Annotated in this window: 23 protein-coding genes and 1 pseudogene; 11 read left to right on the top strand and 13 right to left on the bottom strand. The window is 64.4% G+C overall.

The genetic code is table 11. The annotated features are described in order from the left end of the window. Positions 1–111 precede the first annotated feature (111 nt). Positions 112–1,272: a class C beta-lactamase gene (ampC, locus tag ACFW0H_RS00365; RefSeq protein WP_422911920.1), complete on the top strand. Its 1,161-nt coding sequence runs from the start codon at positions 112–114 to the stop codon at positions 1,270–1,272. Positions 1,273–1,326: 54 nt separating this feature from the next. Here ampC and ACFW0H_RS00360 read toward each other — a convergent pair whose 3' ends face one another. Together ACFW0H_RS00360 and ACFW0H_RS00355 are read right to left on the bottom strand one after the other, a co-directional pair. Beyond that, positions 1,327–3,333 (bottom strand): peptidase U32 family protein, encoded by a 2,007-nt coding sequence (locus ACFW0H_RS00360; protein WP_422911919.1) that lies wholly within the window; start codon positions 3,331–3,333, stop codon positions 1,327–1,329. Positions 3,334–3,423: 90 nt separating this feature from the next. Beyond that, complete coding sequence (locus tag ACFW0H_RS00355) at positions 3,424–3,840, bottom strand: PaaI family thioesterase (protein WP_422911918.1); 417 nt, start codon at positions 3,838–3,840, stop codon at positions 3,424–3,426. A gap of 151 nt (positions 3,841–3,991) precedes the next feature. Here ACFW0H_RS00355 and ACFW0H_RS00350 point away from each other — a divergent pair, with 151 nt between their 5' ends. Further along, positions 3,992–4,807 carry a CHAD domain-containing protein gene (locus ACFW0H_RS00350; protein ID WP_422911917.1) on the top strand — a complete coding sequence of 272 codons (816 nt, stop codon included), beginning with the start codon at positions 3,992–3,994 and terminating at the stop codon, positions 4,805–4,807. A gap of 8 nt (positions 4,808–4,815) precedes the next feature. Here the strand turns inward: ACFW0H_RS00350 and ACFW0H_RS00345 are convergent, their stop codons facing one another. Next, positions 4,816–5,661, bottom strand: a complete 846-nt coding sequence (locus ACFW0H_RS00345) for an alpha/beta fold hydrolase (protein WP_422911916.1) — start codon at positions 5,659–5,661, stop codon at positions 4,816–4,818. Positions 5,662–5,855: 194 nt separating this feature from the next. Next, positions 5,856–6,419: a GNAT family N-acetyltransferase gene (locus ACFW0H_RS00340; protein WP_422911915.1), complete on the bottom strand. Its 564-nt coding sequence runs from the start codon at positions 6,417–6,419 to the stop codon at positions 5,856–5,858. A gap of 199 nt (positions 6,420–6,618) precedes the next feature. On the opposite strand from ACFW0H_RS00340, the gene ACFW0H_RS00335 reads away from it, so the two are divergent. The 3 genes from ACFW0H_RS00335 to ACFW0H_RS00325 all read left to right on the top strand — a co-directional run bounded on the left by ACFW0H_RS00335 (position 6,619) and on the right by ACFW0H_RS00325 (position 9,079). Continuing rightward, on the top strand, positions 6,619–6,798 hold the full coding sequence (locus ACFW0H_RS00335; RefSeq protein ID WP_422911914.1) for a hypothetical protein: 180 nt from the start codon (positions 6,619–6,621) through the stop codon (positions 6,796–6,798). Positions 6,799–7,037: 239 nt separating this feature from the next. Further along, on the top strand, positions 7,038–8,537 hold the full coding sequence (locus tag ACFW0H_RS00330; protein WP_422911913.1) for a GGDEF domain-containing protein: 1,500 nt from the start codon (positions 7,038–7,040) through the stop codon (positions 8,535–8,537). Between the two features lie 185 nt (positions 8,538–8,722). Beyond that, on the top strand, positions 8,723–9,079 hold the full coding sequence (locus tag ACFW0H_RS00325) for a hypothetical protein (protein ID WP_422911912.1): 357 nt from the start codon (positions 8,723–8,725) through the stop codon (positions 9,077–9,079). A 24-nt stretch (positions 9,080–9,103) separates the two neighbouring features. Here the strand turns inward: ACFW0H_RS00325 and ACFW0H_RS00320 are convergent, their stop codons facing one another. The 4 genes from ACFW0H_RS00320 to ACFW0H_RS00305 form a co-directional block, all read right to left on the bottom strand. Then, entirely contained in the window at positions 9,104–10,600 is a 1,497-nt protein-coding gene (locus tag ACFW0H_RS00320) for a PAS domain S-box protein (protein ID WP_422911911.1), read from the bottom strand. Between the two features lie 441 nt (positions 10,601–11,041). Continuing rightward, complete coding sequence (locus ACFW0H_RS00315) at positions 11,042–11,698, bottom strand: response regulator transcription factor (RefSeq protein ID WP_422911910.1); 657 nt, start codon at positions 11,696–11,698, stop codon at positions 11,042–11,044. Between the two features lie 184 nt (positions 11,699–11,882). Next, complete coding sequence (locus ACFW0H_RS00310) at positions 11,883–12,248, bottom strand: SpoIIAA family protein (protein ID WP_422911909.1); 366 nt, start codon at positions 12,246–12,248, stop codon at positions 11,883–11,885. Positions 12,249–12,497: 249 nt separating this feature from the next. Continuing rightward, positions 12,498–13,364, bottom strand: coding sequence for a LysR substrate-binding domain-containing protein (locus tag ACFW0H_RS00305; RefSeq protein ID WP_422911908.1), 867 nt, complete (start codon positions 13,362–13,364; stop codon positions 12,498–12,500). Positions 13,365–13,497: 133 nt separating this feature from the next. Here ACFW0H_RS00305 and ACFW0H_RS00300 point away from each other — a divergent pair, with 133 nt between their 5' ends. Together ACFW0H_RS00300 and ACFW0H_RS00295 are read left to right on the top strand one after the other, a co-directional pair. Beyond that, positions 13,498–14,889, top strand: coding sequence for an FAD-dependent oxidoreductase (locus ACFW0H_RS00300; protein WP_422911907.1), 1,392 nt, complete (start codon positions 13,498–13,500; stop codon positions 14,887–14,889). Between the two features lie 391 nt (positions 14,890–15,280). After that, a complete protein-coding gene (locus ACFW0H_RS00295) occupies positions 15,281–15,787 on the top strand; it encodes a cysteine dioxygenase family protein (protein WP_422911906.1) in 507 nt (168 codons plus the stop codon). Here ACFW0H_RS00295 and ACFW0H_RS00290 read toward each other — a convergent pair. The 3 genes from ACFW0H_RS00290 to ACFW0H_RS00280 are packed head-to-tail and all read right to left on the bottom strand — an operon-like array spanning position 15,766 to position 17,904. After that, positions 15,766–16,524, bottom strand: coding sequence for an HvfC family RiPP maturation protein (locus ACFW0H_RS00290; RefSeq protein WP_422911905.1), 759 nt, complete (start codon positions 16,522–16,524; stop codon positions 15,766–15,768). The two genes, ACFW0H_RS00295 and ACFW0H_RS00290, sit on opposite strands and share 22 nt — an antisense overlap. Continuing rightward, positions 16,517–17,365 (bottom strand): HvfB family MNIO-type RiPP peptide maturase, encoded by an 849-nt coding sequence (locus ACFW0H_RS00285; protein ID WP_422911904.1) that lies wholly within the window; start codon positions 17,363–17,365, stop codon positions 16,517–16,519. The genes ACFW0H_RS00290 and ACFW0H_RS00285 overlap by 8 nt, the downstream gene beginning before the upstream one ends. Positions 17,366–17,406: 41 nt before the next feature. Continuing rightward, positions 17,407–17,904, bottom strand: a complete 498-nt coding sequence (locus tag ACFW0H_RS00280) for an HvfX family Cu-binding RiPP maturation protein (protein ID WP_459077279.1) — start codon at positions 17,902–17,904, stop codon at positions 17,407–17,409. Between the two features lie 319 nt (positions 17,905–18,223). On the opposite strand from ACFW0H_RS00280, the gene ACFW0H_RS00275 reads away from it, so the two are divergent. Continuing rightward, positions 18,224–19,462 (top strand): cytochrome c biogenesis protein DipZ, encoded by a 1,239-nt coding sequence (locus ACFW0H_RS00275; protein WP_422911902.1) that lies wholly within the window; start codon positions 18,224–18,226, stop codon positions 19,460–19,462. Positions 19,463–19,538: 76 nt separating this feature from the next. Here ACFW0H_RS00275 and ACFW0H_RS00270 read toward each other — a convergent pair whose 3' ends face one another. After that, the gene (locus ACFW0H_RS00270) at positions 19,539–20,540 is read right to left on the bottom strand and encodes a DNA-binding protein (protein ID WP_422911901.1); all 1,002 of its coding nucleotides are present in this window, start codon (positions 20,538–20,540) and stop codon (positions 19,539–19,541) included. 184 nt (positions 20,541–20,724) lie between these two features. Between ACFW0H_RS00270 and ACFW0H_RS00265 the strand changes: the two genes are divergently transcribed. Then, the gene (locus ACFW0H_RS00265; protein ID WP_422911900.1) at positions 20,725–21,714 is read left to right on the top strand and encodes a site-specific integrase; all 990 of its coding nucleotides are present in this window, start codon (positions 20,725–20,727) and stop codon (positions 21,712–21,714) included. Positions 21,715–21,748: 34 nt separating this feature from the next. Here ACFW0H_RS00265 and ACFW0H_RS30135 read toward each other — a convergent pair. Next, positions 21,749–21,859, bottom strand: a pseudogene (locus ACFW0H_RS30135) (DUF7740 domain-containing protein); the annotation flags it as partial. Positions 21,860–22,123: 264 nt separating this feature from the next. On the opposite strand from ACFW0H_RS30135, the gene ACFW0H_RS00260 reads away from it, so the two are divergent. Next, complete coding sequence (locus ACFW0H_RS00260; RefSeq protein ID WP_422911899.1) at positions 22,124–23,716, top strand: flavin monoamine oxidase family protein; 1,593 nt, start codon at positions 22,124–22,126, stop codon at positions 23,714–23,716. 204 nt (positions 23,717–23,920) lie between these two features. Beyond that, the gene (locus tag ACFW0H_RS00255) at positions 23,921–24,421 is read left to right on the top strand and encodes a nuclear transport factor 2 family protein (RefSeq protein ID WP_422911898.1); all 501 of its coding nucleotides are present in this window, start codon (positions 23,921–23,923) and stop codon (positions 24,419–24,421) included. Positions 24,422–24,504: the final 83 nt, after the last annotated feature.

Here is a 24,504-nt window from a genome sequence, read left to right as displayed (position 1 = left end):
GAGACTTGCCGAATCCATCCCCGTGCGGGGGCGTACAGTGCCACTTCGTTTGGTACCGGGTGCCGGTGGTGTTAGGTTCTTCCCCCGATTCAAGAGCAAAGGACGATCTCGATGCCACCAGCAGGAAAGCGCCATGTACAGTCACTGTTGCTCGCCCTGGCCACCTCGCTCGGCAGCCATGCCATGGCGACTGGCGACCAGGGGCGCATGGATGCCACCGTGCAGCAGGCTGCCGAGGAGGTCATGCGGCAGTACGGCATCCCAGGCCTGGCCATTGCGGTAACGGTCAAAGGTGAGCGGTACTTCTACAACTATGGCGTTGCGTCCAGGGCGACCCACCAGGCCATCACCCGCGATACGTTGTTCGAAGTCGGCTCTGTGAGCAAGACGCTGAATGTAACCTTGGCCACTTACGCCGAAGCCCACGGCAAGCTCTCCCTGACCCGCAGCCCCAGCGATTACCTGCCGGAGCTCAAGGGCAGCAAGCTCGACCAGGTGACGCTGGTCAACCTGGCCACCCACACCGCAGGCGGTTTTCCGCTGCAATTGCCTGATGAGGTCAGGAACGACCAGCAACTGATGGACTACTACCGGTCCTGGCAGCCCCGGTTCGCTCCCGGCACACACAGGACCTACGCCAATCCCAGCATTGGCCTGCTCGGCGCGGTTACTGCCAGGCGCCTCGGTTTGTCCTACGCCAAGGCCATGGAGACCGAACTGCTGCCGAAGCTCGGAATGGGAAACACCTTTATCGAGGTACCGGCGAGTGCGATGCCGCGCTACGCGCAGGGATACAGCAAGGACGACGCGCCGGTTCGGCTGAACCCGGCGGTACTGGCCGACGAGGCCTATGGGGTGAAATCCAGCAGCCAGGACCTGCTGCGCTTCGTCGAGGCGAACCTGGGCCTGGCGGAAGTGGACGCGAACCTTCAACGCGCCATCGATGCCACCCGGACGGGGTACTACAAGCTGGGGGCCATGACCCAGGACCTGATCTGGGAGCAGTACCCGTACCCCGCGGCGCTGGATACGCTCCAGGCAGGCAACAGCAGCCGGATGGCCCTGGAGAGCATGGCGGTGACTGCACTGAATCCGCCCACGCCGCCGCAGGAGGCCGTCTGGGTCAACAAGACCGGTTCGACCAATGGCTTCGGCGCCTATGTGGCCTTCGTGCCGGTGAAGAAGCTCGGCATCGTGCTGCTGGCCAACAAGAACTACCCGAACGAGGAGCGGGTGAAGCTGGCCTATCGCATTCTGGGCCAGCTGGAGTGACGGCACGGGAAGCCCGTGGCCGATGCTGGCCCGGGCTCCCTGGAGCAACCGGCCTCAGTGCGGGGCGCGATTGCGGATGGTCTTGAGCAGGTCGTCGGGGGTGATCTGGCCGACCACGCCGCCGCTGGCGGCGCTGCCCGGCTGCGGCAAGTCGAGGATATGGCCCTTGATCTTGCCGACCACGTGCATTTCGCAGGGTTTGCAGTCGAACTTGAGGGTCAGCACCTCGTCACCGTGCACCAGTTGCATCGGCGCCACCTTGGTGCGCACGCCGGTGACGCCCTTGGCCTGCTTCGGGCAGAGGTTGAAGGAGAAGCGCAGGCAGTGCTTGGTGATCATCACCGGCACCTCGCCGGTTTCCTCGTGGGCCTCGTAGGCGGCGTCGATCAACTGCACACCGTAGCGGTGGTAGAAGTCCCGGGCCTTCTGGTTGTAGACGTTGTAGAGGAACGACAAGTGCGCCTCGGGATAGACCGGCGGCGGCACGCTGACCGCCTTGCGCGAACCGCGCGGGTGGGCGGCGACACGGGCCTCGGTCAGCGCCTCGATGGCTTCGCGGCGCAGGGCCTTGAGCTGGGAGGCGGGAATGAAATACGCCTGCGGAGCATCCAGTTCGATGTCCTTGGCGAAATAGGCGGTGGTGCCCAGTTGGCTGAGCAGGTCACGCAGCTGCTCGAGGGCTTGCTCGGGCTTGTTCGCCGCGCCGAAGGGGCCGTCCAGGCCAACGGTCGTGCTCACTCCTTCTTCGCTGGTGGCGGTCAGCTCCAGGCGCTCTTCGCGCAGGCTGGCCTTCCAGTCGAGCCCTATGCGGCGCTCGGCGGAGGTCTTGAGCAACGCCTGTTGCCAGTTGTGGTCCAGGTTGCGGGAGAGCGGATGGTTCGGGCGCAGGCGGGAGAGGGCGGCCGGCATCTCGTTGGGCTCGACGCGGTAGCGCCAGCGCTTCTCGCCGTCTTCCTCGAATTCACCCTTCAGGTCGGCGATGTTGGCACGGAAGCCCACCACTTCGCGCTTGACCAGGACATTGAGGCCATCGCCGTTGGTGAGCGGCTCATGGGTCACGGCAATCAGGTCGCGCTTGCCGACTTTCTCCACCTGGCCCACCGGCAGGCCGGTGAAGGTCGGCGTGTCGAAGGCGCCGATGTCGATCTTGCGCTCGCTGACGAAGTAGTCGGTGCTGCCGCGGTGGAAGGTCTTGTCCGGGTCCGGCACAAAGAAGTGGTCAGTGCGGCCGCTGGAGGCGCGGGCGAGGTCCGGGCGACCTTCGAGGATGCCGTCCAGGCGCTGGCGGTAGTAGGCGGTGATGTTCTTGACGTAGCTCGCATCCTTGTAGCGCCCCTCGATCTTGAAGGAGCGCACGCCGGCGTCGACCAGGGCGCTGAGGTTGGCGCTCTGGTTGTTGTCCTTCATCGACAGCAGGTGTTTTTCGAAGGCCACCACGCGGCCCTGGTCGTCCTTCAGGGTGTAGGGCAGGCGGCAGGCCTGGGAACAGTCGCCACGGTTGGCGCTGCGGCCGGTCTGGGCGTGGGAGATGTTGCACTGCCCGGAGAAGGCCACGCAGAGGGCACCGTGGATGAAGAACTCGATGGCCGCGTCGGTCTCATCGGCGATGGCGCGGATCTGCTTCAGGTTGAGCTCGCGGGCCAGGACCAGCTGGGAAAAGCCGGCCTTGTCGAGGAACCTGGCGCGTTCCAGGGTACGGATATCGGTCTGGGTGCTGGCGTGCAGCTCGATAGGCGGAATGTCCAGTTCGAGGACGCCCATGTCCTGCACGATCAGCGCATCGACACCGGCGTCGTAGAGCTCGTGGATCAGCTTGCGCGCCGGCTCCAGCTCATCGTCATGGAGGATGGTGTTGATGGTGACGAACACCCGCACATGGAAGCGGTGGGCGAACTCGACCAGCTTGGCGATATCCGCCACCTCGTTGCAGGCGTTGTGGCGGGCGCCAAAACTCGGACCGCCGATGTAGACGGCATCGGCCCCGTGCAGGATGGCCTCGCGGGCGATGGTGACGTCGCGGGCGGGGCTGAGGAGTTCGAGGTGGTGTTTGGGTAAAGACATGGCAATGACATCCGGCACTGGGGCAGGCGCGCATTGTACCGGGCAAGCGTCCGGTGGACACCCTTGGAGTGCCGGATGGCGGGTTGGCGTTCAGCGCGGCCGGGCGGGCGGAATCGAGTAGGTGCCCACGACGTGGGCCACCGGCTCTTCCAGGCCTTCCGAATACAGGGCCACCTCACCCACGGCGAGGGTCTTGCCGACCTTCATCAGCTGGCATTCGCCGATGATGCGCTTGCGCGCCTCGGGCTTGCGCAGGAAGTTGATGGTCAGGCTGGTGGTGACTGCCAGCGGCACGATGCCGATCTCCCCGAGCAGGGCGACGTAGAGCGCCACATCGGCGATGGCCATCAGCGTCGGCCCGGAAACGGTCCCGCCGGGGCGCAGGTCGGACTCGTCCACCGGTTGCGAAACGGTGGCGCCACGGTCACCCACGGCTTCGACCACGACCCGGGTCTGGGGGAATTCTTCGCGGATGAAACGGGCAATGGATTCTTTCTTGTCGGCCATACCGGACTCCCTGGTCTGCACTGTCGCCCGGACGCTGCCACAACCGCGATGGCGATGTCCATGCCGGGTCGCCACGGCATTGACCTGATGCAACATCATTCTCATGTTCGTTGGCTATGCTCCCCGGACGTGGATTCGAAGGGTAGCCGGGATGTCATTCATCGATTCGATCGTCGCCCAGGTACTGGGACTGGAAGTTGGGCTTCATCACGCCTATGCACGCCTTGCCTGCCGTACCGATGACGAGGCGCTGCACGATCTGCGAATCAACCTGCGCAAGCTGCGCAGCCTGCTGCGGCCGATGCGCCGGCTGGAGGCACCCAGGGCGCTGGATGCGGCGGCAGCTGACGTTGGCCGGCTGACCACACCGGTACGGGACCTCGAGGTGCTGATCGGCGAGCTCGAACACCAGGGCTTCCAGGACCAGGCTGAGCGGCGCAAGCACCTGCTGGAGTCGCGCTATGCCGGCATCGAGAGCAGCGTCACGGTACAGCGCTTCATGACGGTGCTGGATGGCTGGCCCGCGCAAATGCGCGAAGCCGGGCGCGATGGCGAGTTGGGACGACTCCGCGAGCGTGTGCGGATTCGCCTGCAACGGCAGTTGCAACGCTTGCGCGAGGCCCTGGCCGATCCGGCGTTCGACCGCCACGCCCTGCGCCTGCTGGTCAAGCGCATGCGCTACGCCCACGAAGCCTATCCAACGCTCTCGCCGATCCCGAATGACGCCATCTACGCCCTGAAGGCCGTGCAATCGGCCCTGGGGGACTGGCATGACCATTTCCAGTGGTGCCTGAGAGCCGAACAGGAAGCGGACCTGCTGGTGCTCAAGGACCGCTGGGAAGTCGCCGGCGCGGCGGAGCTCAATGCTGCCGAGGTCGAGCTTTCGATCCTCGCCGAATGCCTCGCCGGACAGGCTCCCAGGGAGGTACAGGGCACCCTGGCTGCTCCGGGCGTTTCGGGCGCCTGACGCTTCCCTCAACCGGCGATAAACGCGGCGATGTGCGCGGCGCTGGCCTGCGGATACTGCAGGTGGGGCCCATGCCCCGTGCGTGGCAGGGTCACCAGGTGCAGGGTGGGCAGGGCGCCACTGAGGGCATGCCAGTTCTCCACCGGGAAGACAATGTCATGGTCGCCCCCGAGGTGCAGGACAGGCGTCTCTGTCGTGCGCAGCGCGTCCAGCGCCGCTGCCAGTGGAAACATCGGGTTGCGCGGGCCAGCCCCCAGCTGCTGGCCCGCCCATTCATGGGGTACCTCCGGGCAGCGGCCTTCCTGGCGCGCGGCCATGCGCTCGGCGGAGCGGATGGCGGCTTCGCGGCTGGCGGACGATGTCGGCTCGAAGAACAGCTGCACGAAATCCTCGAAGTCATTTTCCCGGCGTGCCAGTTCGTAGAACAGTGCCTCGCCGGTCTTCACCAGTTGGCCGGGTGGTGTCGTGCCTAGCAGCACCAGGTGGCTGACCAGCTGCGGCGCCTGCAGCATGACCACCTGCGCGGCGATACCGCCCAGTGACCAGCCGCCGAGCACGACCTTGCCCAGCCCCAGCGCGGAGATCAGCTCGATGGTGTCGCGCGCCAGCGACGCCGGGTCATAGCTGGGCGTGCCACCGGACAGGCCAAGGCCGCTGTAGTCGAAGACATGGATCTTGAAACCCTGTGCCGCGAGCGCGTCGAGGAAGGCCGGATCCCAGGAGTCCATGACGCCGCGAAAGCGCAGGCACAGCACCATGGGCGTGCCCTCGCCGATGATGCGATAGGCGAGGCGGCGGCCATTGCATTCGACGAACCGGTTGGGCACCTGGCTGGCGGACTGGGTGTTCGGCATGAGGTCGCTCCTGGCAATGCAAGGGTGGCAACCATGCAGGGTAGTTCAGCCGCCGGGCAGCGCTGGAGCAGGCCGCTGCCGCCGATCGGGTGGGTGGCGGCGCGACCCGTTGCAGCCATCCAGGGCCAGGTCATGTTGACCAGCCACCGCTTGCCGGCCCGGCAAGCGCCCTTCACCCGGGCCGGCGCCGCTTGTCACAGCGCCAGGCTGTGGATCAGTTGGGCGGCATCCTGCGGGTCCCGCTGGCACTGGAACCCCAGTTCCCGGGCCAGTTCATGCATCTGTGCATTGGCTGCGGCGTCTACCGAATACATCCGCGTGAAACCATTGCGCCGGGCATTGTCGATAAGGTGACGCATCAGGGAACGGCCAAGTCCACGGCCCTGCCAGGCGTCGGCCACCGTCACCGCGCATTCGCACTGGCCGGCCGCATCCGAGGCGGCGTAGCGGCTGACTCCCACCTCGATGAGCTTGCCGTCCTGGTGCACCAGGGCGACGAAGGCCATCTTGTGCTGGTAATCCACTTCCATCAGGTGGTCCAGCAGGGCGGGGCTCACCTCCTTGATGGCGCCCAGGAAGCGGAAATGCCGGGTTTCGGGAGAGAGGTTGCTGATGAACTCGACTTCCCGCGCCCGGTCTTCGGGGCGCAGCGGTCGGATCAGGACATGGGTGCCGTCGTCCAGGGGCTCGATCCAGTGCTCATCGGTCTGTGCAGCGGGGACAGCGGCGAGTGGCTGCGTACTCTGTTGCGTAGACATGCTGCGAACTCCATTTGGGGAACCTCGGCAGATTTTCACGCCCAACCGGCAGGCACGACTTGACCGGGGTCAAGCGAGGGAAGAGGGCGGCAAACTGCCCAAGCCGGGCCTGGAGAACCCTTGCCACCGGTCAATACGAAGGCGGTTCGGCGGGCGCACGCTGGTTCCATCAACGAGCCGACCCACAGGAGGTCCCGCCATGGCCAAGACCATTTCCGTTCGTTCCACTTCGGCGGCTACGCCGAGGCGGACCGGCCTGCGAGGCTGGGTCGGGCGCCTGCGCGGAACCCTCGACCGGCTGATCTTCCAACTGATCAGGCTGCCCTGCGCAAGTGTCGACAAGGGAACGGAGGCGGACAAGAAGAAGGGGCGGCGCTAGCCGCGTCGGATCGAGGCCCCGGCGTTGCCTCGCCGGTATTGCGCTGATGGGAGGTGAATCCGAGCTGGCCGGATGAAAATTCGGCCAATGCCTTTCCCGAATCGGGAAGCTAGAATTCACCCCATCCCTGTCAGCCGGTCCAGGACGGACCGCACCGGGAGCCTGGGTTGTGGACCAGTTGCTCGAATGACGCGGCGGTACCTGCAGTCCGGAAATGGAACTTTCCGAGTGGTGCCTACGTGAAACGTGATATTCGCCTTGCCGTACTCCTGTTGTTCGTTGTCTGCATGTCGCTGTCGCTGGCGACCGCCTGGCAGATCTGGTCGGCGCGAGCGCGCACGCTGGCCGAAATCGCCACCCACAACCTCAACCTGACCCAGACCCTGGATACCTACGCCGAGGGCATAGTCACCCAGAGCGCCATGCTGCTCCTGGGGCTGGCCGAGCGCCTGGAGACCGAGGGCACCGGGCCTGAGCACATGCGGCGCCTCCATCAACTGGTGGACCGCCAGGAGCACCTGCTGAACCAGCTCAATGGCCTGGTCATCTATGACGCCCGGGGCGACTGGCTGATGTCGTCCAATGGCAGCGTCCCCGAGGGCGCGAACAGCGCTGACCGAGCCTTCTTCATCCATCACCGGGATAATCCGTCCCAGGACATCTTCATCGGCCCACCGATCCGCAGCCGTTCCACCGGCGACTGGGTGATCACCGTCAGCCGGCGGTTCCAGGACCTGCGGGGAGAGTTCGGCGGGGTCATCTCCATCACCCTGGGCATCGAGAATTTCCTGCGCCTGTTCGGCAAGATCGACGTCGGCGATCAGGGGGCCATCAGCCTGGCCACCACCAGCGGGCAGTTGCTCGTCCGCTATCCCTTCCGCGAGCAGGACGTGGGGCGGGACTTCTCCAAATCGCAGAACTTCCTTCGCTACTACTCGGGCGCCAAGTCCGGCACGGCATCCTTCAAATCCGGCCTCGACGGCACGGAGCGGATCTACGCCTTCCGCACCAACGAGCGCTATCCCCTGGTGACCACCGTGGCGCTGGGGCGGGAAGAGGCGTTGCAGACCTGGCGGCAGCAGAGCCTGCTGATCGTCGGGGTCGTATTCGCCCTGCTGGTGATCATCGTGACCATCGGCCGCCTGCTGATCCTCGATATCAAACGCCGCATCCAGGCGGAGGGGTCGCTGGTGGATGCCCGTGAAGACCTGCTTCAGGCCAACCGCCAGCTGGAGGTGCTCGCCGCCCAGGACCCGCTTACCGGTCTGGCCAATCGCCGCTGCTTTGACGAGATGCTCAAGCTGGAGTCGAGGCGGGCCGGTCGGGAAGGCGCGCCGCTGTCGTTGCTGCTTCTCGATATCGATCATTTCAAGGGCTTCAACGACACCTACGGCCATATCGCCGGTGACGAGTGCCTGCGCCAGGTCGGCGAGCAACTGCAGCAGTGCGTCAAGCGTCCCGGGGACCTGGTGGCCCGTTACGGCGGTGAAGAGCTGGCGATCATCCTGCCGAACACCGATTTTTCCGGCGCCCTTGCCGTGGCCGAGCTGCTGGTCGAACGCATCAACGCCCGGGATATCGCCCACAGTGCCAGCCCCCTGGGGCGGGTTACCGTCAGTATCGGAGCCGCCACGCTGCATGGCGCCCAGGCCCAGGGCCGTGAGCTTGAGCTGATCGAAGCCGCCGACCGGGCGCTGTACCGGGCCAAGTCGGCGGGGCGCAATCGCGTGGAAGGCTGAGCGACCGGCCTCGCTGATCGAGGGCCGCCAAGGACGAGCGAGCACCTGCGCCGAGCTCTGCAGCCACCGCCATCATTGGCTATCGTTGCCACGTGGTACTCAGGCACCCGGCTTGGCCAGGGTGAGCTCCAGGCGCAGAGCGGAGCGACGGCCAGCCCTTAGCGAGGCCCCGAATGAGGCAATGGATGAACCCCTGCACCCTGGCCCTGGCAGGCCTTGGCGCCGCACTGCACGTCTACATCGCCACCTTCGGGTCCGCGAACGGATTGGATGCATTCACTGCACCCTTGATGTTCTGGGCCTTTACGCCCTATGTCGTCTGCGTGCTCCTGCTGGCCGCGTTCAGGGCGCAGCTGGTGCCCTTGCTGGCGGTCGGCCTGGTGCTCGTGGCCGACTGCGCGCTGTTTCTCAGCGTCTTCGCCTGGCCGGACAGTGCCACCGCGTCAGCGGAACTTTCGTTCGCCCCGCTGGGCAATCTCCTGGTGTCCATCCCGTTCGGCGTGCTGCTCGGCTGGCTGGCGGAATATCGGGCGCACAAGTAGCCACTTGCGTGCGGCAGGGCTCGGCTATGGGGCGACCGTGCCCTTTGCCGCCACCCGTGGCAGCGTGAAGCAGAACATGGCGCCATGGGGGCTGACGTTCTGCGCCCAGATCTCGCCCCGATGGCGGGAAATGATGTTCTTGCACAGTGCCAGACCGATGCCATTGCCGCTGACCTTGGAGGAAAAGAAGCCGTCGAACAGCTTTTCCTGGTGTCCGGCCTCGATGCCGCGCCCCCGGTCCTCGACACAGAGGATCGCCGAGTCGCGGCTCAATGCCGTGTAGATCCGCAGCCTGCGCTGGGCCAGGGGCAGGTCCATCAATTCTTCGATGGCATTGAAGGCGAGGTTGAGGATGACCTGGCCGATCAGCACCGGCTCGCAGCTCACCAGCAGGGGCATGCTGGCCGGCGTGACCTCGATCCGTACCCGGCAGGGTTGTCCCTTGAGGCTGATGAAGTACTGGGTCTCGGCAAGCACCTCATTGAGGTCGACGACCTGTTCGGCTTGCTCCAGCTTCACCACGTAGCCGCGCACGCTCTTGATGATCAGCGAGGCGTGCTCGATCTGTCGCACGGCACTGTTCAGGCCGAAGGCGACCTGCTCGTTGGCCGGGGCGTTGCGGTCCAGGCGCAGCAGCGCCCCCTCGATGAAATTGCGGGTCGCCGCCAGGGGCTGGCTGAGTTCGTGGGCGATCGCCACGGCCATTTCGCCCATGGCGTTGTGCCGGGCCAGGTACTCCAGTTTCTGTTCGCTGGCCCGGCGCGCCTCTTCGGCGGTCACCTGCTCGGTCACATCGCGGAACAGCAGCAGATGGCCGCGCAGGTCGTCCTCCAGCTCGATGTAGCGGCATGTCGCATGGTGCCAGTGCCAGCTGCCGTCGCCGTGGCGAATGCGGTAGGGGACGCTGTAGGAGGCGCGGCTGGGCGGTTTGCATCCCAGGTTGGCCAGCAGTCGCTGGCGCGACTTGTCATCGCACAGCTCGGTGAAGCTATGGCCCAAAAGGTTCCCCTCGCTGCAGCCGATGAGGCGCAGGCCGGAGTCGCTGATGAAGCGGATGGCGCCGTCGGCATCCAGTACCGCGACCCCTTCCGCCAGATCCTGCATGAAGGTCCGCAGCCGGCTCTCGAAACGTCTCAGGTCGCGCTTGACCTGTTCCTCGCGGGAAATGTCGCGGAACTGCACCATCAGCACATCGCGCTCGGCGAGACGGACCAGGGTGGCGACCGCCTCGGAGAGGATTTCGACGCCCTGCTTGGAGCGATAGCACCATTCGATGGCACGTTGTCCGGTGCGGGCCGCGCCCTCCAGCCAGCGCAGGCCGACCGAGCGGCGGTATTTGGGCGCGCTGCTGGTCATGTCCGGTGCCTTCAGCGGCACCAGTTCCTCCAGGGTGAAGCCCAGCACAGCGAGTGCCGCGGGGTTGGCCCAGAGGATCTCCTTGGTCCTGGCGTCATGCAGGATGATGCACAAGGGCATCGCCTCGATGAGTTTGCGAAAGTCGCTGTCCTGGGGTGTGAACATCTTGCGGCCTCCGAATCGATCCAATCACCGCCTGGGTGGACGATTACTGCTTTATACCCTCAGCCTGCTTCCGGGATGCTCAGAAATTACACGGCCCTGGTTGAGTGTGGGAGAGGCGTAGCGGGGTAGGGTGTGCCGCGCGCACCGGCTGTTGGCAATGGCGCGGGTCTTGATCCCGGACTGCCCCGGGAAAGCGCGATGAACCAGAAAAAAGGCCGGTCAGCCCATCCTGGGCTGGCCGGCCTTTAGTTTGCCCGTTCCATGCTGGGCGACCCGGCCAAGAGGTGCGGCGCGGGACTGGGTGTTCGCCGGGGATGGCGCCCACCCGAGCTCGATGCTGCGGCCGAACCATCGCTGCGTCAGGGGCAGTGGTCCGTGCCGTGGGGAAACTCGAGTGGCAAAGGTACAGGAGGTCGCTTAAACGAAACTTAAAATTGGGCTTCAAGGCCTGTGGCTGCGCTCAGCGACGTCTTCGCTGGTCAGGTTGAGCACTTCGCGCACCAGCATGGCGATGTTGGAGACGCCCAGCTTGTCCTTGATCTTGGTGCGGTGCACATCCACCGTCTTGACGCTGATGTTCAGTTCCCTGGCGATGACCTTGCTGGCCTTCCCATCGACCACCATCATCAACACCTCGCGCTCGCGGCTGGTGAGCTGACTGAGCTTGCCTTGCAGCTGCTTGCGCTGCTCCATGCCAGCATGCACCTGTACGGCGCTCCTGAGCGCCGCCTGGATGCGCTCGAGCATCTGCTGGGGGTTGTAGGGCTTCTCGACGAAGTCGATCGCGCCGTTCTTCATCGCCTTGACCGACATGGGAATGTCGCCATGGGCGGAGACGAAGATGGTCGGCAGGGTGATGCCGCGATCGTTGAGGATTTCCTGCAGCTGGAAGCCGCTGGTTTCCGGCATGCGCACGTCCAGCACCAGGCAAGCCGGTACCTTGGGATCGTAATGGCGGAGGAAGTCCTCGGCGCCGGCATGGCATTGCGCGGCGATGCTCACCGACTCCAGCAGCCAGGCCAGCGAGTCGCGCAGATCCTGGTCGTCGTCGACGATATAAACGAGCGGTGTGCGGGGTTCGGTCGGGGTGTTGGTCACGGTCTGCTGCTCGATCGGCTGGCACTTTCCGGCATAAGGAAACAAGTAGACGACTCGCGGCGATCCCTGTGGGCGATGGTGATCGCCAGAATTCAATGGGACCGCATGCAGGCCAAATCTGCGCCCCTCGCTCCCGGATTGGAAGGGGGCTGGAAAAAGCCCCGCGCCGGGCGGGGCTCATTCCTCAACGCTGCAACCAGGATTCGGCCTCTGCCACCTGCCTGGAATCGAACGTCTTGATCGTCAGGCCCGGAATCAGTGAGCCCTCGACTTCGCTGACGGTCCTTACCCATTTCTTGTCGGCTACGACGGCCATGCGATCGAACCGCCGAATGAAGCGGAACAGTTGCGGGATCCGCGACACTTCAACGGCCATGGCGCCCAGCGTAGGAAGCTCGAACTCGCCGATTCGATAAAGCATGCGACCATGCTCGATGCCATCGGATTTCCGGGTCAGCTCGTCAAGCCCGACACGCATGTCATTGCTGTCGAGCTTGCCGGCAAAGTCGACGTCGATGCGGTTTTCGCCATTGCGTATTACCTGGAACATAGCGTCACCTCCACGGGACTGGAACTTTCACGATACGCCGCCTTCCAGCATCGAAAAAGTGCCTTTTGAGGCCGGTATCGATGGGTATCGCTTCGTTCCACCACATCTTGCGAAGGCATCGGTGCGAGGGCTTATTCTCCGGCTCCTGAGCGCAGGCCTTGGCCCGCTTGGCGACAGGAAGCGCCCCACGAAAAGTCTGCCTCCCAGGGGGCGGCCGGACTCCGCGCCTCATCGCAGGGGCGACAACCTTCAGGCCTCGTTGATCATGTCCAGGAAGGTCATGAGAATGCGCCGCGAACTTTGTGCGCGGAGACAGGCGAGGGTCTCGGTGAAATGACGCTGGCAGTCGACGATCGGCAAGGCGCGCAGCCGTGAATCGAAGCCCAGTTCGGCGGCGGAAATCACGCCTACGCCTATGCCGTATGCCACTGCCTCCAATGCGGCTTCACGCCCTTCGACCTCGATCGCCTTGTTGATCGAAAGGCCCGCCGCCGCCATTTCTTCCTCCAGCGTCAGGCGAGTCACCGACCCCTGTTCACGCATCACCAGCGGCGTGCCGTCCAGGTCTGCGAGGCGGATGGATTCGCGTGTCGCCCAGGGGTGCTCCAGGGACACGAAAGCCACCATGGGATCGCGGCGCAGCGGCAGGGCGAGCAGGCGTTCATCGTCCACGCTGCGCCCCAGCAGGGCCAGGTCGGCGCGGTGGCTGAACAGCCGTTGCAGGACTTCGTCGGTATTGGCCGTTTCGATCCGCACGTCGATGCCGGGATAGCGCGCGCAGAAGCGGGCGACATAAGGCAGCACGTGTACAGGGGCGTCCACCGCGAGGACCAGGCTGCCGGTGGTGAGCCCGCGATAGTCCATCAGCAGTTCGTGGGCGTCGATGCTGATGTCGAAGAGCCGCCGGGTGAGGCCGAACAGCCGTTCGCCCACTTCAGTCAGGCGCACGGAGCGCTTGTCCCGATGGAACACCATCACCCCGTAGTACTCCTCGAGCTTGCGCACCTGGTCGGAAACCGCCGGCTGCGACAGGCAGAGCTGCTCGGCCGCACGGGTGAAGCTGCCGGCCTCTGCCACGGCATGGAAGGCCCGCAACTGGGAATGAGAAATCTGCATGGCGGTGTCGTTTGGATAAGTTGAACTTATTTGAAAATACAACAAATCGATTTCAGCTATTCAAGCCAAATTGTTCTGATGGCTCCCGCGACCTGCCTGACCTTCCCGAATCCGCCATACGGAGATGAAAACGATGCGACCCTACTGGCTCGACCAGGCCCTCAGGACAGAACACTCGGTATCCTGCCCACCGCTCGCGCAGGACACCCGCGCAGATGTCTGCATCGTCGGCGGCGGTTATACCGGCCTCTGGACGGCGATCATGCTCAAGGAGCAGAACCCCGAGCTCGACGTCGTCATTGTCGAGGCGGACATCTGCGGCGCGGGTGCCAGTGGCCGCAATGGAGGCTGCGCGCTGTCCTGGTCCGCCAAGTACTTCACCCTCGAACGGCTGTTCGGACGCGAAGAGGCCGTGCGCCTGGTCCGGGCTTCGGAGGAGAGCATCTATGCCATCGGCGATTTCTGCAAAAAGTACGGCGTGGATGCCGAGTACCGACTCGACGGCACGCTCTACACCGCCACCAACCGGGCGCAGCAGGGCTCCACCGATGGCGTGATCGCGGCACTGGAACGCAACGGCATCAACTCCTTCGTCCGTTGCCCGCTGCCTGAATTGCAGCGTAGGTCGGGTTCGACCCGGCACATCGAGGGCTGGTTCTCGCCGGCGGCCGCCAGCGTGCAGCCGGGCAAGCTGGTGCGCGGCCTGCGCCGGGTGGCGCTGGAACTGGGCGTCCGCCTGTATGAGGGCACGCCGATGACTGGGCTGGATGAGGGGAGACCCGCCGTGGTGTCGACGCCTTCCGGGCGCGTCGTCGCCGATCGGGTCGTGTTGGCCATCAACGCCTGGATGGCGCGCGCCTTCCCGCAGTTCGAGCGCACCGTGGCGATCGTGTCCAGCGACATGATCATCACCGAGCCACGCCCGGACCTGCTGCAGCGCATCGGCCTCACCAGCGGCGTGACGGTGCTCGATTCACGCATCTTCGTGCACTACTACCACAACACGCCGGACGGCCGGATCATGCTGGGCAAGGGCGGCAATACCTTCGCCTATGGCGGGCACATCCTGCCCGTGTTCGACCAGCCTTCCCCTTACCAGCCGCTTCTGCGCCGCACCCTGGACGAATTCTTCCCGGCGTTCTCCGAGGTCGGCATCGCCGCGAGCTGGAACGGCCCTTCGGATCGCTCGGTCACCGGGTTGCCGTTTTTCGGCCGGCTGGGCCAGAGCGACAATGTCTTCTATGGCTTCGGTTATTCGGGAAGCGGCGTCGGTCCCTGCCACATGGGCGGGCAGATTCTGTCGGCGCTGGTGCTGGGGCTGGACAACCCCTGGACCCGTTCGCCGCTGGTACAGGGTCCGCTCGGCTACTTCCCGCCGGAGCCGATCCGCTACCTGGGCTCGCTGATGGTGCGCAACGCCATCCGCCGCAAGGAGCGCGCCGAAGACCATGGCCGTCGCCCGCGTCGACTGGACGTGCACCTGGCCAAGTTCGCAGCGGCGGCTGGCAAGGCTGACAAAGGCTAGCGGGACGGGCGGCTCGCTCACGAATGGCTGCTGCCGCAACCCGGACCGAAGCCATGTGAACCATACTGACGCCTCTGTGCAGTGAGGAGCGACTGCTGCGGGCAGCCCGTGAAAATCTACTAAATTGAGTTTCAACGCGGGGAACTCGAAATTGGCCAGGTAGGGTGCGCCGCGCGCACCTGCGGTTGGGTGTAGCACACCGCAATCGGTGCGCATGGCGCACCCTACCGTGGGCCGGCAGCAAACCCTGAATGTCTACTCGGTTGTCGAGCGCTATCGGAGGGCGTGGAACGTGCCGAACTCGATATTGAACAGATTCATCGATCGCGCCACTGAGCTGAGTCGTATGCAGTCAGAACCCTGCGACTGCGTGGGGGCTCTGGCGCCGCTCATGATGGAGCTCATCGACACCGCACCTGGATTTCTGGAGCCCAGGCATTTTCGCAGCGATCCTGGGCACTACTCGCGCAACCTCATCTTTCGTGCCGAGGATGACGGCCTGTCGCTATACGCCCTGGTGTGGATGCCCGGGCAATGGACACCCGTGCATGACCATGGCAGTTGGGGCGTGGTGGGTATAGTCGAGGGCGTGCTGGAGGAACGCAGTTACGTATGCCTGTCCACGGACCGTACTCGCGATGAGGGCATCGAGCTGGTTCGCGGGGGCGTCATTCTCTTGCCGCCCGGTGCCGTCACAAGCTTCGTGCCCAACCCGGATCACATCCATATCACCGGCGTTCCCAGCGAAAGAGAACGCGCGGTGAGCCTGCACCTGTATGGGCGGATGATGAACAACTTCCACATCTACGATGTGCAAGCGGGCACGCGCCATCTTGCTGAGCTGGAACACAACCCTAATGAATGGGATGGGGTGGATTACCAGGCGGGCTCGACCTGAGTGCCAAGCACGACGCCTTGGCTGCGCAGGTTTTGCAGCAGGGCCAGACCCTGCGGCAGGATCGCCTCGCCTTCGACACCAATGGACTCGGCCAGCGCCTCCAGGTGCTGGCGGCCGCTGCAGCGCCGCTCTTGCAGCGAGACGAGCAGCGCATGGGCCAGGGGCGCCATGCGCGAGAAATGCACCTGCAGGTCCGCCCCGCGCCGGGCCAGCAACAAGGTCGGCTGTGGCGGCGCTTCCTGCGGGAGCTGGCCGGGTGCGATCTCGCTGACCGGCCACTGGTAGGCCAGCGGCCAGGCCAGGTTCGACAGCAGTGGAACCCCTTCGAGCAGGTCGCCCTCTGGATCGTGGGCGGGTTCTTCCTTGTCGCTCAGGAGCAGCGCCGCCTCCACCCACTCGTAATGGGCCAGCTCCACCACCCAGGGCGGCAGATCCAGGGCTGCCCCGCCACCGGCTTCGAGGAAGCTGACGAACTCCTCGGAAATTTCAGTGAACAAGGGCGTCTGGCAACGGTAATCGGCGTAGAAGGATTCGATCAGCGCCTGCCACGTCGTCGGCCCGAGACTGGCGCGAAGCACCGGGAAGCCGCCTGACAGCAGCGATTCCACATTGCCGAAGAACAATTGCCGGTACACCGCCAGGCGCCGCGCCTCGATACCGGGCGGCGGCGCGTTGTGCCGCGGGTCGCGCACATAGCGGGCCATGCTCATCAACTGGTCACGCAATACCTCATGCATGGCGCACCTCCGGCCAGCCCATGGCAGTCTGCTGGCGTAGGCGAACCTGCTCCACCTCGGTCAGCAGTTCAGCGAGGGGCGGGAAGTTGAAGTCTCGTTCCAGCAAGGTCGGCAGCGCACCGAAACGCTGGTAGGCCAGTTCCAGCAGGGACCAGACATCATCCTTTACCGTGGCGCCATGGGTGTCGATCTTCAGGTCCGGCGCTTCGTCGTAGTGGCCGGCCACATGCATGTACACGACCCGCTCAGCCGGCAGCGCCGACAGGTACTCGGCGGCGTTGTAACGGTGATTGATCGAGTTGACGAAGAGGTTGTTGACGTCCAGCAGCAGGTCGCAGTCTGCCTCCTCCAGCACCGCGCGGAGGAAGTCGATCTCAGAAAGCGCCTGGTAGGGCGCCGCGTAGTAGGAAATGTTCTCCACCGCAATGCGTCGCCCCAGGGCGTCCTGTGCCTGGCGAATGCGCGAGGCGACATGCCGCACCGATTCGTCGGTAAAGGGCAGCGGCAGCAGATCGTAGAGCTGGCCATCGTCCGAGCAGTAGCTCAGGTGCTCGCTGAAGAACGCCACGTTGTGCCGGTCGAGGAATTCCCGGGTGCGCCGCAGCAGCTCGCGATCCAGGGGAGCCGGGCCACCGAGGGACAGCGACAGCCCATGGCAGGCCAGCGGAAAACGCTCGGCCAGGCGCGCCAGGCCGTCACCATAGCGGCCACCGACATTGATCCAGTTGTCCGGGGTGCATTCCAGGAAGTCCACGGCGCCGGCATCCATCGCCAGCAGTTCAGGCAGCAATGCGCGGCGCAAGCCGAGGCCTGCACCATGGGGGAAGGAAGCAGTGTTCATGGGCATTCTCCAAAGGGGTGTAAGCCAGCTTCAAGTCCAGGTCAGGCTCTGTTCCGGAACAGCAGGGCATCCAGGCTGAGACGTCCGGCACCCTTGAACAGCAGGGGCAGGGCGGCCACCAGGTAGATCAACGGCAGCTTGTAGTTGCCGTAGCCCTTGTCGCTGATGGAGTAGCCCAGGGCCAGCTCCGCCAGGCTCGACCAGTGCGCCGGCCAATGCACGGCGGCGATGGCGACTACGGTCAGCACCATCAGCGCCAGGGTTGCCAGGCGGGTGCCGAGCCCGAGCAACAGGAGCAGCGGCGCGATCAACTCGACCCACATCGAGAGCTGCCAGCTCAGGTCGGGCGGGAGCAGGTTGAACGGGAAGGGGAAGGCCGACTGGATGTCCACGAACCAGTTCTGGCCGTTCCATTTCTCCAGGCCCGATTCGTAGAACTCCCAGGCGAGGAACAGGCGCAGGGGGATGTCGGCGCTCCAGGCGCCCAGGCGGTCGAGTCGGGTGAGGGCGTGATTCAAGGGGGAGAGGGCTGAGCGCATCATGGGTGGGTTCCTGTGGTATGAGTGCGCCGACCGGGTGCCGTCGCTGCTCGTGTTGGCATGCTGGCAACGCGGTTTGTCTCGCATGTGTCCGCCGAGGGGCCTCGTGTATCCCTGTGTACAGGCCCTGCGAAGTGTGCCCGCCGGCCATTGCAGTGCAGGGCGCCCGGCGCCGAGTATCAGCGTGTATCCGCGGCCGATTTCGATACCTGCTGTGGCAATGGCCGATGGCACTGGACACATCATCGATACCTCCCGCCGGTGGAATGGGCACACCGCGGATGCCGGGCGCATCCACCCCATCCCCTTCGAGGTGCCTATGCTGCTTGTCGCCTTTCTCGGCGGGGTGCTGACCCTGTTCAGCCCTTGCGTGCTCCCTGTATTGCCGTTGCTGTTCTCACGTGCCGGCGGCCCTGCCTGGTCGCCATTGCTGACCCTGGCCGGCCTGGCTTCGGGCTTTGCCGCGCTGGCGAGCCTGGCGGTCGTCTCTAGTGAATGGGTGATCGAAGCCAGCCAATGGGGACGTTACCTGGCCCTGACGCTGATGGCCGTGTCTGCCGCAGCGCTGCTTTCCACTCGTTTCGGGACCTGGTTGTCGCGCCCCTGGCTTTGGCTGGGCGACCGGCTGCACGGTGATGCCCGCCGATTCTCGCCGGCGTTGTCGGCCTGGTTGATGGGCTGCGCTGCCGGGCTGCTGTGGGCACCCTGTGCCGGTCCCATCCTGGGGCTGATCCTGTCCGGCGCCATGCTCAATGGGCCGAGTGCCTCCACCAGCCTGCTGCTGCTCAGCTACGGCCTCGGCAGCGCCGTGGCAATGGGTGCCCTGATCTTCCTCGGGCGCGGCGTGTTCCAACGGGCAAGGCTGTCGCTGCCGGCGGTGGAATGGTTGCGTCGCGGTGCCGGCGCCCTGGCCCTGCTGGCGGTGGTTGGCATCGGTAGCGGTACCACCGACCAATTTGCCGGTGCCGGCTCGTCGCGCCTGGCGGCCGGCCTGGAGCGCAGGGTCATCGACGGTGTACCGGCGCTGCTGGAGAAGCTGGTGGGCAGCGCCCGCGCCGACAGCATCGAAAGCCTCCCGGACCTGGGCGCGATGCCGTCGCTGGACGGGGCCACCCAGTGGCTCAATGGCCCGTCGTATAGCGCAGCAGACCTGCGCGGCAAGGTGGTGTTGGTGGACTTCTGGACCTACGACTGCATCAACTGCCGGAACAGCCTGCCGTACGTGAACCAGTGGGCCGAGCGCTATGCCGACCAGGGGCTGGTGGTGATCGGTGTGCACACGCCCGAGTATCCCTTCGAACGGATCATCGACAACGTGCGCAAGGCGATCGTGCGCTTGGGCGTCAAGCACCCGGTGGCCGTCGATAACGAGTACCGCATCTGGAATGCCTTCACCAACCAGTACTGGCCGGCGCATTACTTCATCGATGCCAATGGGCGAGTCCGTCACCTGCACATCGGCGAGGGCGATTACGAAGAGCAGGAAGCCATCATCCAGAAGCTGTTGCAGGAACGGACGGCCATGGAGCAGGGCGGCGACATCGCCCCGCCGCGATAGGTGGTCTGAGCGTGCCAGGAGCCCGCTCAGGACGCAGGCCAATTCATCGACCTTCAGGAGCTGCCCGAGCGCCGAATCAGCTCTGACTTGCCTCGCCCTCATGCTTTGGCGGGACATGTCCGACTGACTTCAGTTGCGTGTTTGCCTCGGCAAGGCGTTCCAGGAGGCCCCGCACGTGCTGTTCTTGAGCCGTTAGCTTCTCGCCCAAGCGATTTGCCTCGGCTCGTAGAGCATTGCACCGCTCTTGCAACACGCCGTTATCCTGCTCAGCGCGGACGAGCACCTGCTGTGAGTCCGCAAGGGTGCGTTCTCTTTCTTCCAGTTGTCTCTGCTGCGTCATCCATTCCTTTCGCTGCTGCTGCGCTTCGGCAAGAAGGCGGGCATTGTCACGGTGCAGCTGCGTAATCTCGTCCTGCCTGACGACCAGGCTCTGCTGCAGCGTGCGCAGTTCAATCTGCATCTGCTGGACTTGCGCTTCGTGTCGGCGCTGCTCCTGCTCGCGTTGTTCCTTGCTGGCCTGTCGGAAGTGTTCCAGGGCATCGCGGGCGTGTTGATGGTTGCCTTCCAGTAAGCGGATCTGTTCGTCGCGCTCGCCAATACGCAATTCCTGATCCGCCTGCATCTGGAGCAAGCGAGCATTGTCGACTTCGGCGTTTTGACGCTGCAGCCGTTCCTGCTGCAACGCCTCCTGACTGGCCTGGAGTTGCTCAGCAAGGTCAGTGTTCTGAACCACCAACTGCCGAATGTTCTCCTGAGCCTGCAGCAGGCGGCTCTGATGCTCGAGCCGCTCCCGTGCCAAGGCCGCACGCTCTTCAGCAACGGACGCCTGAGCTTCTTCCTGCATCTGCTCTGCCAACTGGTTCACCAGGTTGGCCAACTGCTCGCTGAGGCCAAGCGGCGCCTTGCCACGGGCTAACTCCGTGGCTTCCAGCTCCTTCAGATAACGGTGAATGGTGGTCTTCGAGCCGGTATTGCCCAGTTCGATCCGCACCGCATCGATGCTCGGGTGCTCGCCACGGGCGAGGAGGGCGGTACGGGCTTTCTGCACCACCGCCTTGTTGATACCGCCACGCGCCATGTCGGTCTCCTACGATTTCGTACTGGTATACATACTATGTATTTACATTCTATTGGTGATGCATTCTTTTCGCCAGATTGCGTCTGGATTAAGATTGGATAATCACGAATTATCCAAGGTGAGGCCGCTTTTCGGCCGGGTTACGTTCAAAACGCGGTACGCCAGGTCGGGGAAGGGAGGGGCAGTGAGTCAGGACATCGAGCGCTACCTACAGGCGGGCACCCGGGCCAACACCCGGCGCAGCTACCAGCAGGCGATCGAGCACTTCGAGGTGAGCTGGGGCGGCTTTCTGCCGGCGACCAGCGATGCCATCGTGCGCTACCTGGTCGACCATGCCGGCAGCCTGGCCGGCAGCACCCTGAAGCTGCGCCTGGCCGCCCTGGCGCAGTGGCATGTCAGCCAGGGCTTTCCCGATCCGACCAAGACCCCGCTGGTGCGCCAGGTGCTGAAGGGCATCCGCACCCTGCACCCGAGGCCGGAACGGCAGGCCGAACCCTTGCAGTTGCGCGAGTTGGAGCAGTGCGTGGCCTGGCTGGAGCAGGTCGGGGCGACGGCGCGGGTCGAAGGGGATCTGCCTCGACTATCGCGCTGTTGGCGTGATCGCGCGTTGCTGCTGATCGGTTTCTGGCGCGCCTTCCGCAGTGATGAACTGTGCCGGCTGCAGGTCGAGCACATCCAGGTGCGGCCGGGGGAGGGCATGCAGCTGTTCCTGCCCTGGAGCAAGGGTGACCGCGACAACCAGGGCCAGACCTACCGCGCGCCAGCGCTGGCGCGGCTGTGTCCGGTGCAAGCCTACTGCGACTGGATCAGCGTCGCCGGCATCGCCCGCGGACCAGTGTTCCGCGGCATTGATCGCTGGGGCCATCTGAGCGAGCAGGGGCTGCACCCGCACAGCGTGATCCCGCTGCTGCGGGCGGTGTTGCAGGGCGCCGGGCTACCGGCCGAACTGTACAGCAGCCACTCCTTGCGTCGCGGTTTCGCCACCTGGGCCACCCGCAGCGGCTGGGACCAGAAGGCGCTGATGGACTATGTGGGGTGGCGCGATGCCAAGTCGGCGCTGCGCTACGTGGATAGCATCGGGGTCTTTCCCGGGCAGCTACGGCCGTTCGAGCCGAGTCTGGCCGTCGAAGCGGTGCCGGGGTTGCCTGGTCCAGGTGCTCGCCCAGGTAGTTGACCAGGCGGAGTGGCTTGGTGCTGCCGACCATGGCAAACATCAGGTCGCACCTGCTGCGCGGCAGCCATTTGGCGCAGCGCCTGGCCGTGGCTCTGATGGCTGAGTCGCGGCCGTGGAGGCGGGCGGCGAGGGAGAGGGCGGGCACAACCCGCCCTGAGGCTCAGCTATCTATTTATTCGAACGCAGCCTTCTCTATTTAGAATTTGCCGGCCTTTTTATGCGCATCTAGCCTTCTGACTCCTCAACCTGGCGCGATACCGCGGGGTGGAGTCGGCGTTATCGAGCAAGGCCCGAATGTCCGGCGTAGCCCGGCTACCGTCACACCGATATGACCTCGCGATGCGTTACGGCCGCGCCCCAACGTAGTTGTTCTATGCAGTCCTATACCAATAACAACGGAGATTCATAGATGGCTCGTACACCTTTGCTCAGCCGCTTGCAGGGGCTTAGTCGCCTCGCCGGCAGCACCCCGGACACTGCGGATTTCCACCAGGCAATGGCCTTGCAGCGTTCGCGCCGCGAGGTGCTCAAGGCCGCCGGCATTGCCGGCGTGGTACTGGCCAGCGCCGGCCTGCCAAAATTCTCCGAGGCGGCACCGAGTGGCGGCACGGGCAGTATTGGCGTGGCGGTGATCGGCGCGGGATTGGCTGGCTTGAGCTGCGCTTATGAGTTGAAAAAAAACGGTGTCAGCGCGACCGTCTTCGAGGCGTCCACCCGCCTGGGCGGGCGTTGCTTCAGCAACCGCAGCACCTTCCCCGGGCAGATAGCCGAGAACGGCGGCGAGCTGATCGACGGCTACCACGTGGAAACCCTGAAGCTGGCCAAGGAGCTGGGCCTGCAGGTGGATGACCTGTTGGCCTACGACAAGGCCCAAGGCGGCGAGGATATCTACTTCTTCCAAGGCCAGCGCTACAGCGTAGAGGAGGCCTTTGCCGATTTCCAAACGATCCAGGCACAGCTCGCCAGCGAGGTCAAGGCCGCGCCTTTCCCGACCTTGTGGAACAGCTATACCGCGCGCGGTCTGGTGCTGGACAAGATGAGCATCACCGAGTGGATCGACCGCTACGTACCCGGCGGCATCACCTCGCGCCTCGGCCGCTTGCTTGATGTGGCCTACGAGATCGAATACGGCGCGGCGTGCAGCGAGCAAAGCGCGCTCAACCTGATCTATTTGCTTGGCTACTCCAGCAAGCAAAAATTGGAAATGTTCGGCGAGTCCGATGAGCGCTATCACATCCGTGGCGGCAACGACCAATTGGTCAGCGGCATGGCCAGCCGCCTCGGCGACGGCCAGATCAAGCTTGGCCATGAGCTGACGCGCATCAGCCTCAATCCGGACGCCAGCTACAGCCTCGACTTCGACACCAGCAAGGGTCCGCTACAGGTGATTGCCCAGCGGGTGGTGATGGCCATTCCATTCAGCATCCTGCGCAGCAGCGTCGACTTTTCCGCGGCGGGCTTCGATGCGCGCAAGCTCTTGGCGATCCACAGCATGCCAATGGGCAACAGCAGCAAGTTCCAGCTGCAGTTCCGCCAGCGCATCTGGCGTCAGCAGAACAGCAATGGCTCGAGCTACTCGGACACCGGTTATCAGGACACCTGGGAAGTCACCCGCGGCCAGACGGGCAGCGAAGGCATACTGAACAACTTCACAGGCGGCGCGACTGCGGTAGCGATGAAAAATGCCTCGCTGGACATTAAGGCGGCGCAGTTCCTTGGCCAACTGGAGCGAGTGCTGCCGGGCATCACTAACGAGTGGAATGGCCGCGCTATCCTCAACTACTGGCCAGGCTACCGTTGGACCAAGGGTGCATACGGCTACTACGCGCCAGGTAACTACACGGCCTTTGTCGGCTATGAAGGCACTCGACAGGACAACTGCCACTTTTGCGGCGAGCACACCTCGATTGAGTCCCAGGGCTACCTCAACGGCGCGGTCGAGACTGGCCAACGCTGCGCCACGGAGATCCTGGCCGACCTCAAGGCCATACAGGTCGCCTGAGTTGATTTCCAGCTTGGTGAAGGGGGCATGCCGGGATAAGGCATGCCCCATCGAAGGATGGCCTGACACCACGTCAACGTAAGAGGCAAGACGTCCTCACTTGAGCGCATGCGACCTAGTTCAAACGAACGATGCCTGGGCGCACAGGACGTCGCAATGTGGCCCGTCGGACAATCGACTCAGAAAGCTGATGGGAGACGCCTGATGGAAGCAAGTCATCTCGATAGGCTGGTCACAAGGCTGGAAGCCGTCGAAGCAAGGCTCGCGTTGATACAGCTTGAAGCAGAATACGCCCGCAGTTGGGACAGCGCCGATGCTGAGGCCTGGGCAAGGCTCTTTACTCCTGACGGTGTATTCGACATGGCGGCTGTCGGGCACCAACCACAGGCGATTTATCGAGGGCACGCCGAGTTGCGCCGCTTTTGCGAGGACGTTAGCGCGGTCTACAGCGGGCTGCACTTCATGCATTTGCCAAAGATCATCGTAGATGGCGATCGTGCTTGCAGCCGCATCCACTTTCAATGGATGGGCGTAATCCAACCTGGGAAAGCGCATTCCGGACGGCGTACTGCCTCTGGCTATTACGACGTCGACTATCAGTACAGTGCAATCGACGGCTGGCGTATCTCGCATCGGCTGGAAAAGGCGGTTGAGGGGCGGATCGAGGAAAGTTTCGACATCTATAGCCGTGCCGACATCGGCTGAACCGGAGCGCCTTAACGAGCACGAGCGACATGCTTGCACCTGTTTCTTGTGATCCTTGGGGCAGAAATGTGGCCGGCAAGGCA

The sequence above is a fragment of the Metapseudomonas cellulosilytica genome, from assembly GCF_049334135.1.
GTDB lineage: Bacteria > Pseudomonadota > Gammaproteobacteria > Pseudomonadales > Pseudomonadaceae > Metapseudomonas.
Note: the sequence above shows the minus strand (reverse complement) of the source record. Positions and strands in the feature narration are given on the sequence as shown.

Bases quoted from the DNA above. Each gene is read 5' to 3' on its own strand.
- ampC (WP_422911920.1), top strand. From the start codon at position 112: ATGCCACCAGCAGGAAAGCGCCATGTACAGTCACTGTTGCTCGCCCTG.
- ACFW0H_RS00360 (WP_422911919.1), bottom strand. From the start codon at position 3,333: ATGTCTTTACCCAAACACCACCTCGAACTCCTCAGCCCCGCCCGCGAC.
- ACFW0H_RS00355 (WP_422911918.1), bottom strand. From the start codon at position 3,840: ATGGCCGACAAGAAAGAATCCATTGCCCGTTTCATCCGCGAAGAATTC.
- ACFW0H_RS00350 (WP_422911917.1), top strand. From the start codon at position 3,992: ATGTCATTCATCGATTCGATCGTCGCCCAGGTACTGGGACTGGAAGTT.
- ACFW0H_RS00345 (WP_422911916.1), bottom strand. From the start codon at position 5,661: ATGCCGAACACCCAGTCCGCCAGCCAGGTGCCCAACCGGTTCGTCGAA.
- ACFW0H_RS00340 (WP_422911915.1), bottom strand. From the start codon at position 6,419: ATGTCTACGCAACAGAGTACGCAGCCACTCGCCGCTGTCCCCGCTGCA.
- ACFW0H_RS00335 (WP_422911914.1), top strand. From the start codon at position 6,619: ATGGCCAAGACCATTTCCGTTCGTTCCACTTCGGCGGCTACGCCGAGG.
- ACFW0H_RS00325 (WP_422911912.1), top strand. From the start codon at position 8,723: ATGAACCCCTGCACCCTGGCCCTGGCAGGCCTTGGCGCCGCACTGCAC.
- ACFW0H_RS00320 (WP_422911911.1), bottom strand. From the start codon at position 10,600: ATGTTCACACCCCAGGACAGCGACTTTCGCAAACTCATCGAGGCGATG.
- ACFW0H_RS00310 (WP_422911909.1), bottom strand. From the start codon at position 12,248: ATGTTCCAGGTAATACGCAATGGCGAAAACCGCATCGACGTCGACTTT.
- ACFW0H_RS00305 (WP_422911908.1), bottom strand. From the start codon at position 13,364: ATGCAGATTTCTCATTCCCAGTTGCGGGCCTTCCATGCCGTGGCAGAG.
- ACFW0H_RS00300 (WP_422911907.1), top strand. From the start codon at position 13,498: ATGCGACCCTACTGGCTCGACCAGGCCCTCAGGACAGAACACTCGGTA.
- ACFW0H_RS00295 (WP_422911906.1), top strand. From the start codon at position 15,281: ATGATGGAGCTCATCGACACCGCACCTGGATTTCTGGAGCCCAGGCAT.
- ACFW0H_RS00290 (WP_422911905.1), bottom strand. From the start codon at position 16,524: ATGCATGAGGTATTGCGTGACCAGTTGATGAGCATGGCCCGCTATGTG.
- ACFW0H_RS00285 (WP_422911904.1), bottom strand. From the start codon at position 17,365: ATGAACACTGCTTCCTTCCCCCATGGTGCAGGCCTCGGCTTGCGCCGC.
- ACFW0H_RS00280 (WP_459077279.1), bottom strand. From the start codon at position 17,904: ATGCGCTCAGCCCTCTCCCCCTTGAATCACGCCCTCACCCGACTCGAC.
- ACFW0H_RS00275 (WP_422911902.1), top strand. From the start codon at position 18,224: ATGCTGCTTGTCGCCTTTCTCGGCGGGGTGCTGACCCTGTTCAGCCCT.
- ACFW0H_RS00270 (WP_422911901.1), bottom strand. From the start codon at position 20,540: ATGGCGCGTGGCGGTATCAACAAGGCGGTGGTGCAGAAAGCCCGTACC.
- ACFW0H_RS00260 (WP_422911899.1), top strand. From the start codon at position 22,124: ATGGCTCGTACACCTTTGCTCAGCCGCTTGCAGGGGCTTAGTCGCCTC.
- ACFW0H_RS00255 (WP_422911898.1), top strand. From the start codon at position 23,921: ATGGAAGCAAGTCATCTCGATAGGCTGGTCACAAGGCTGGAAGCCGTC.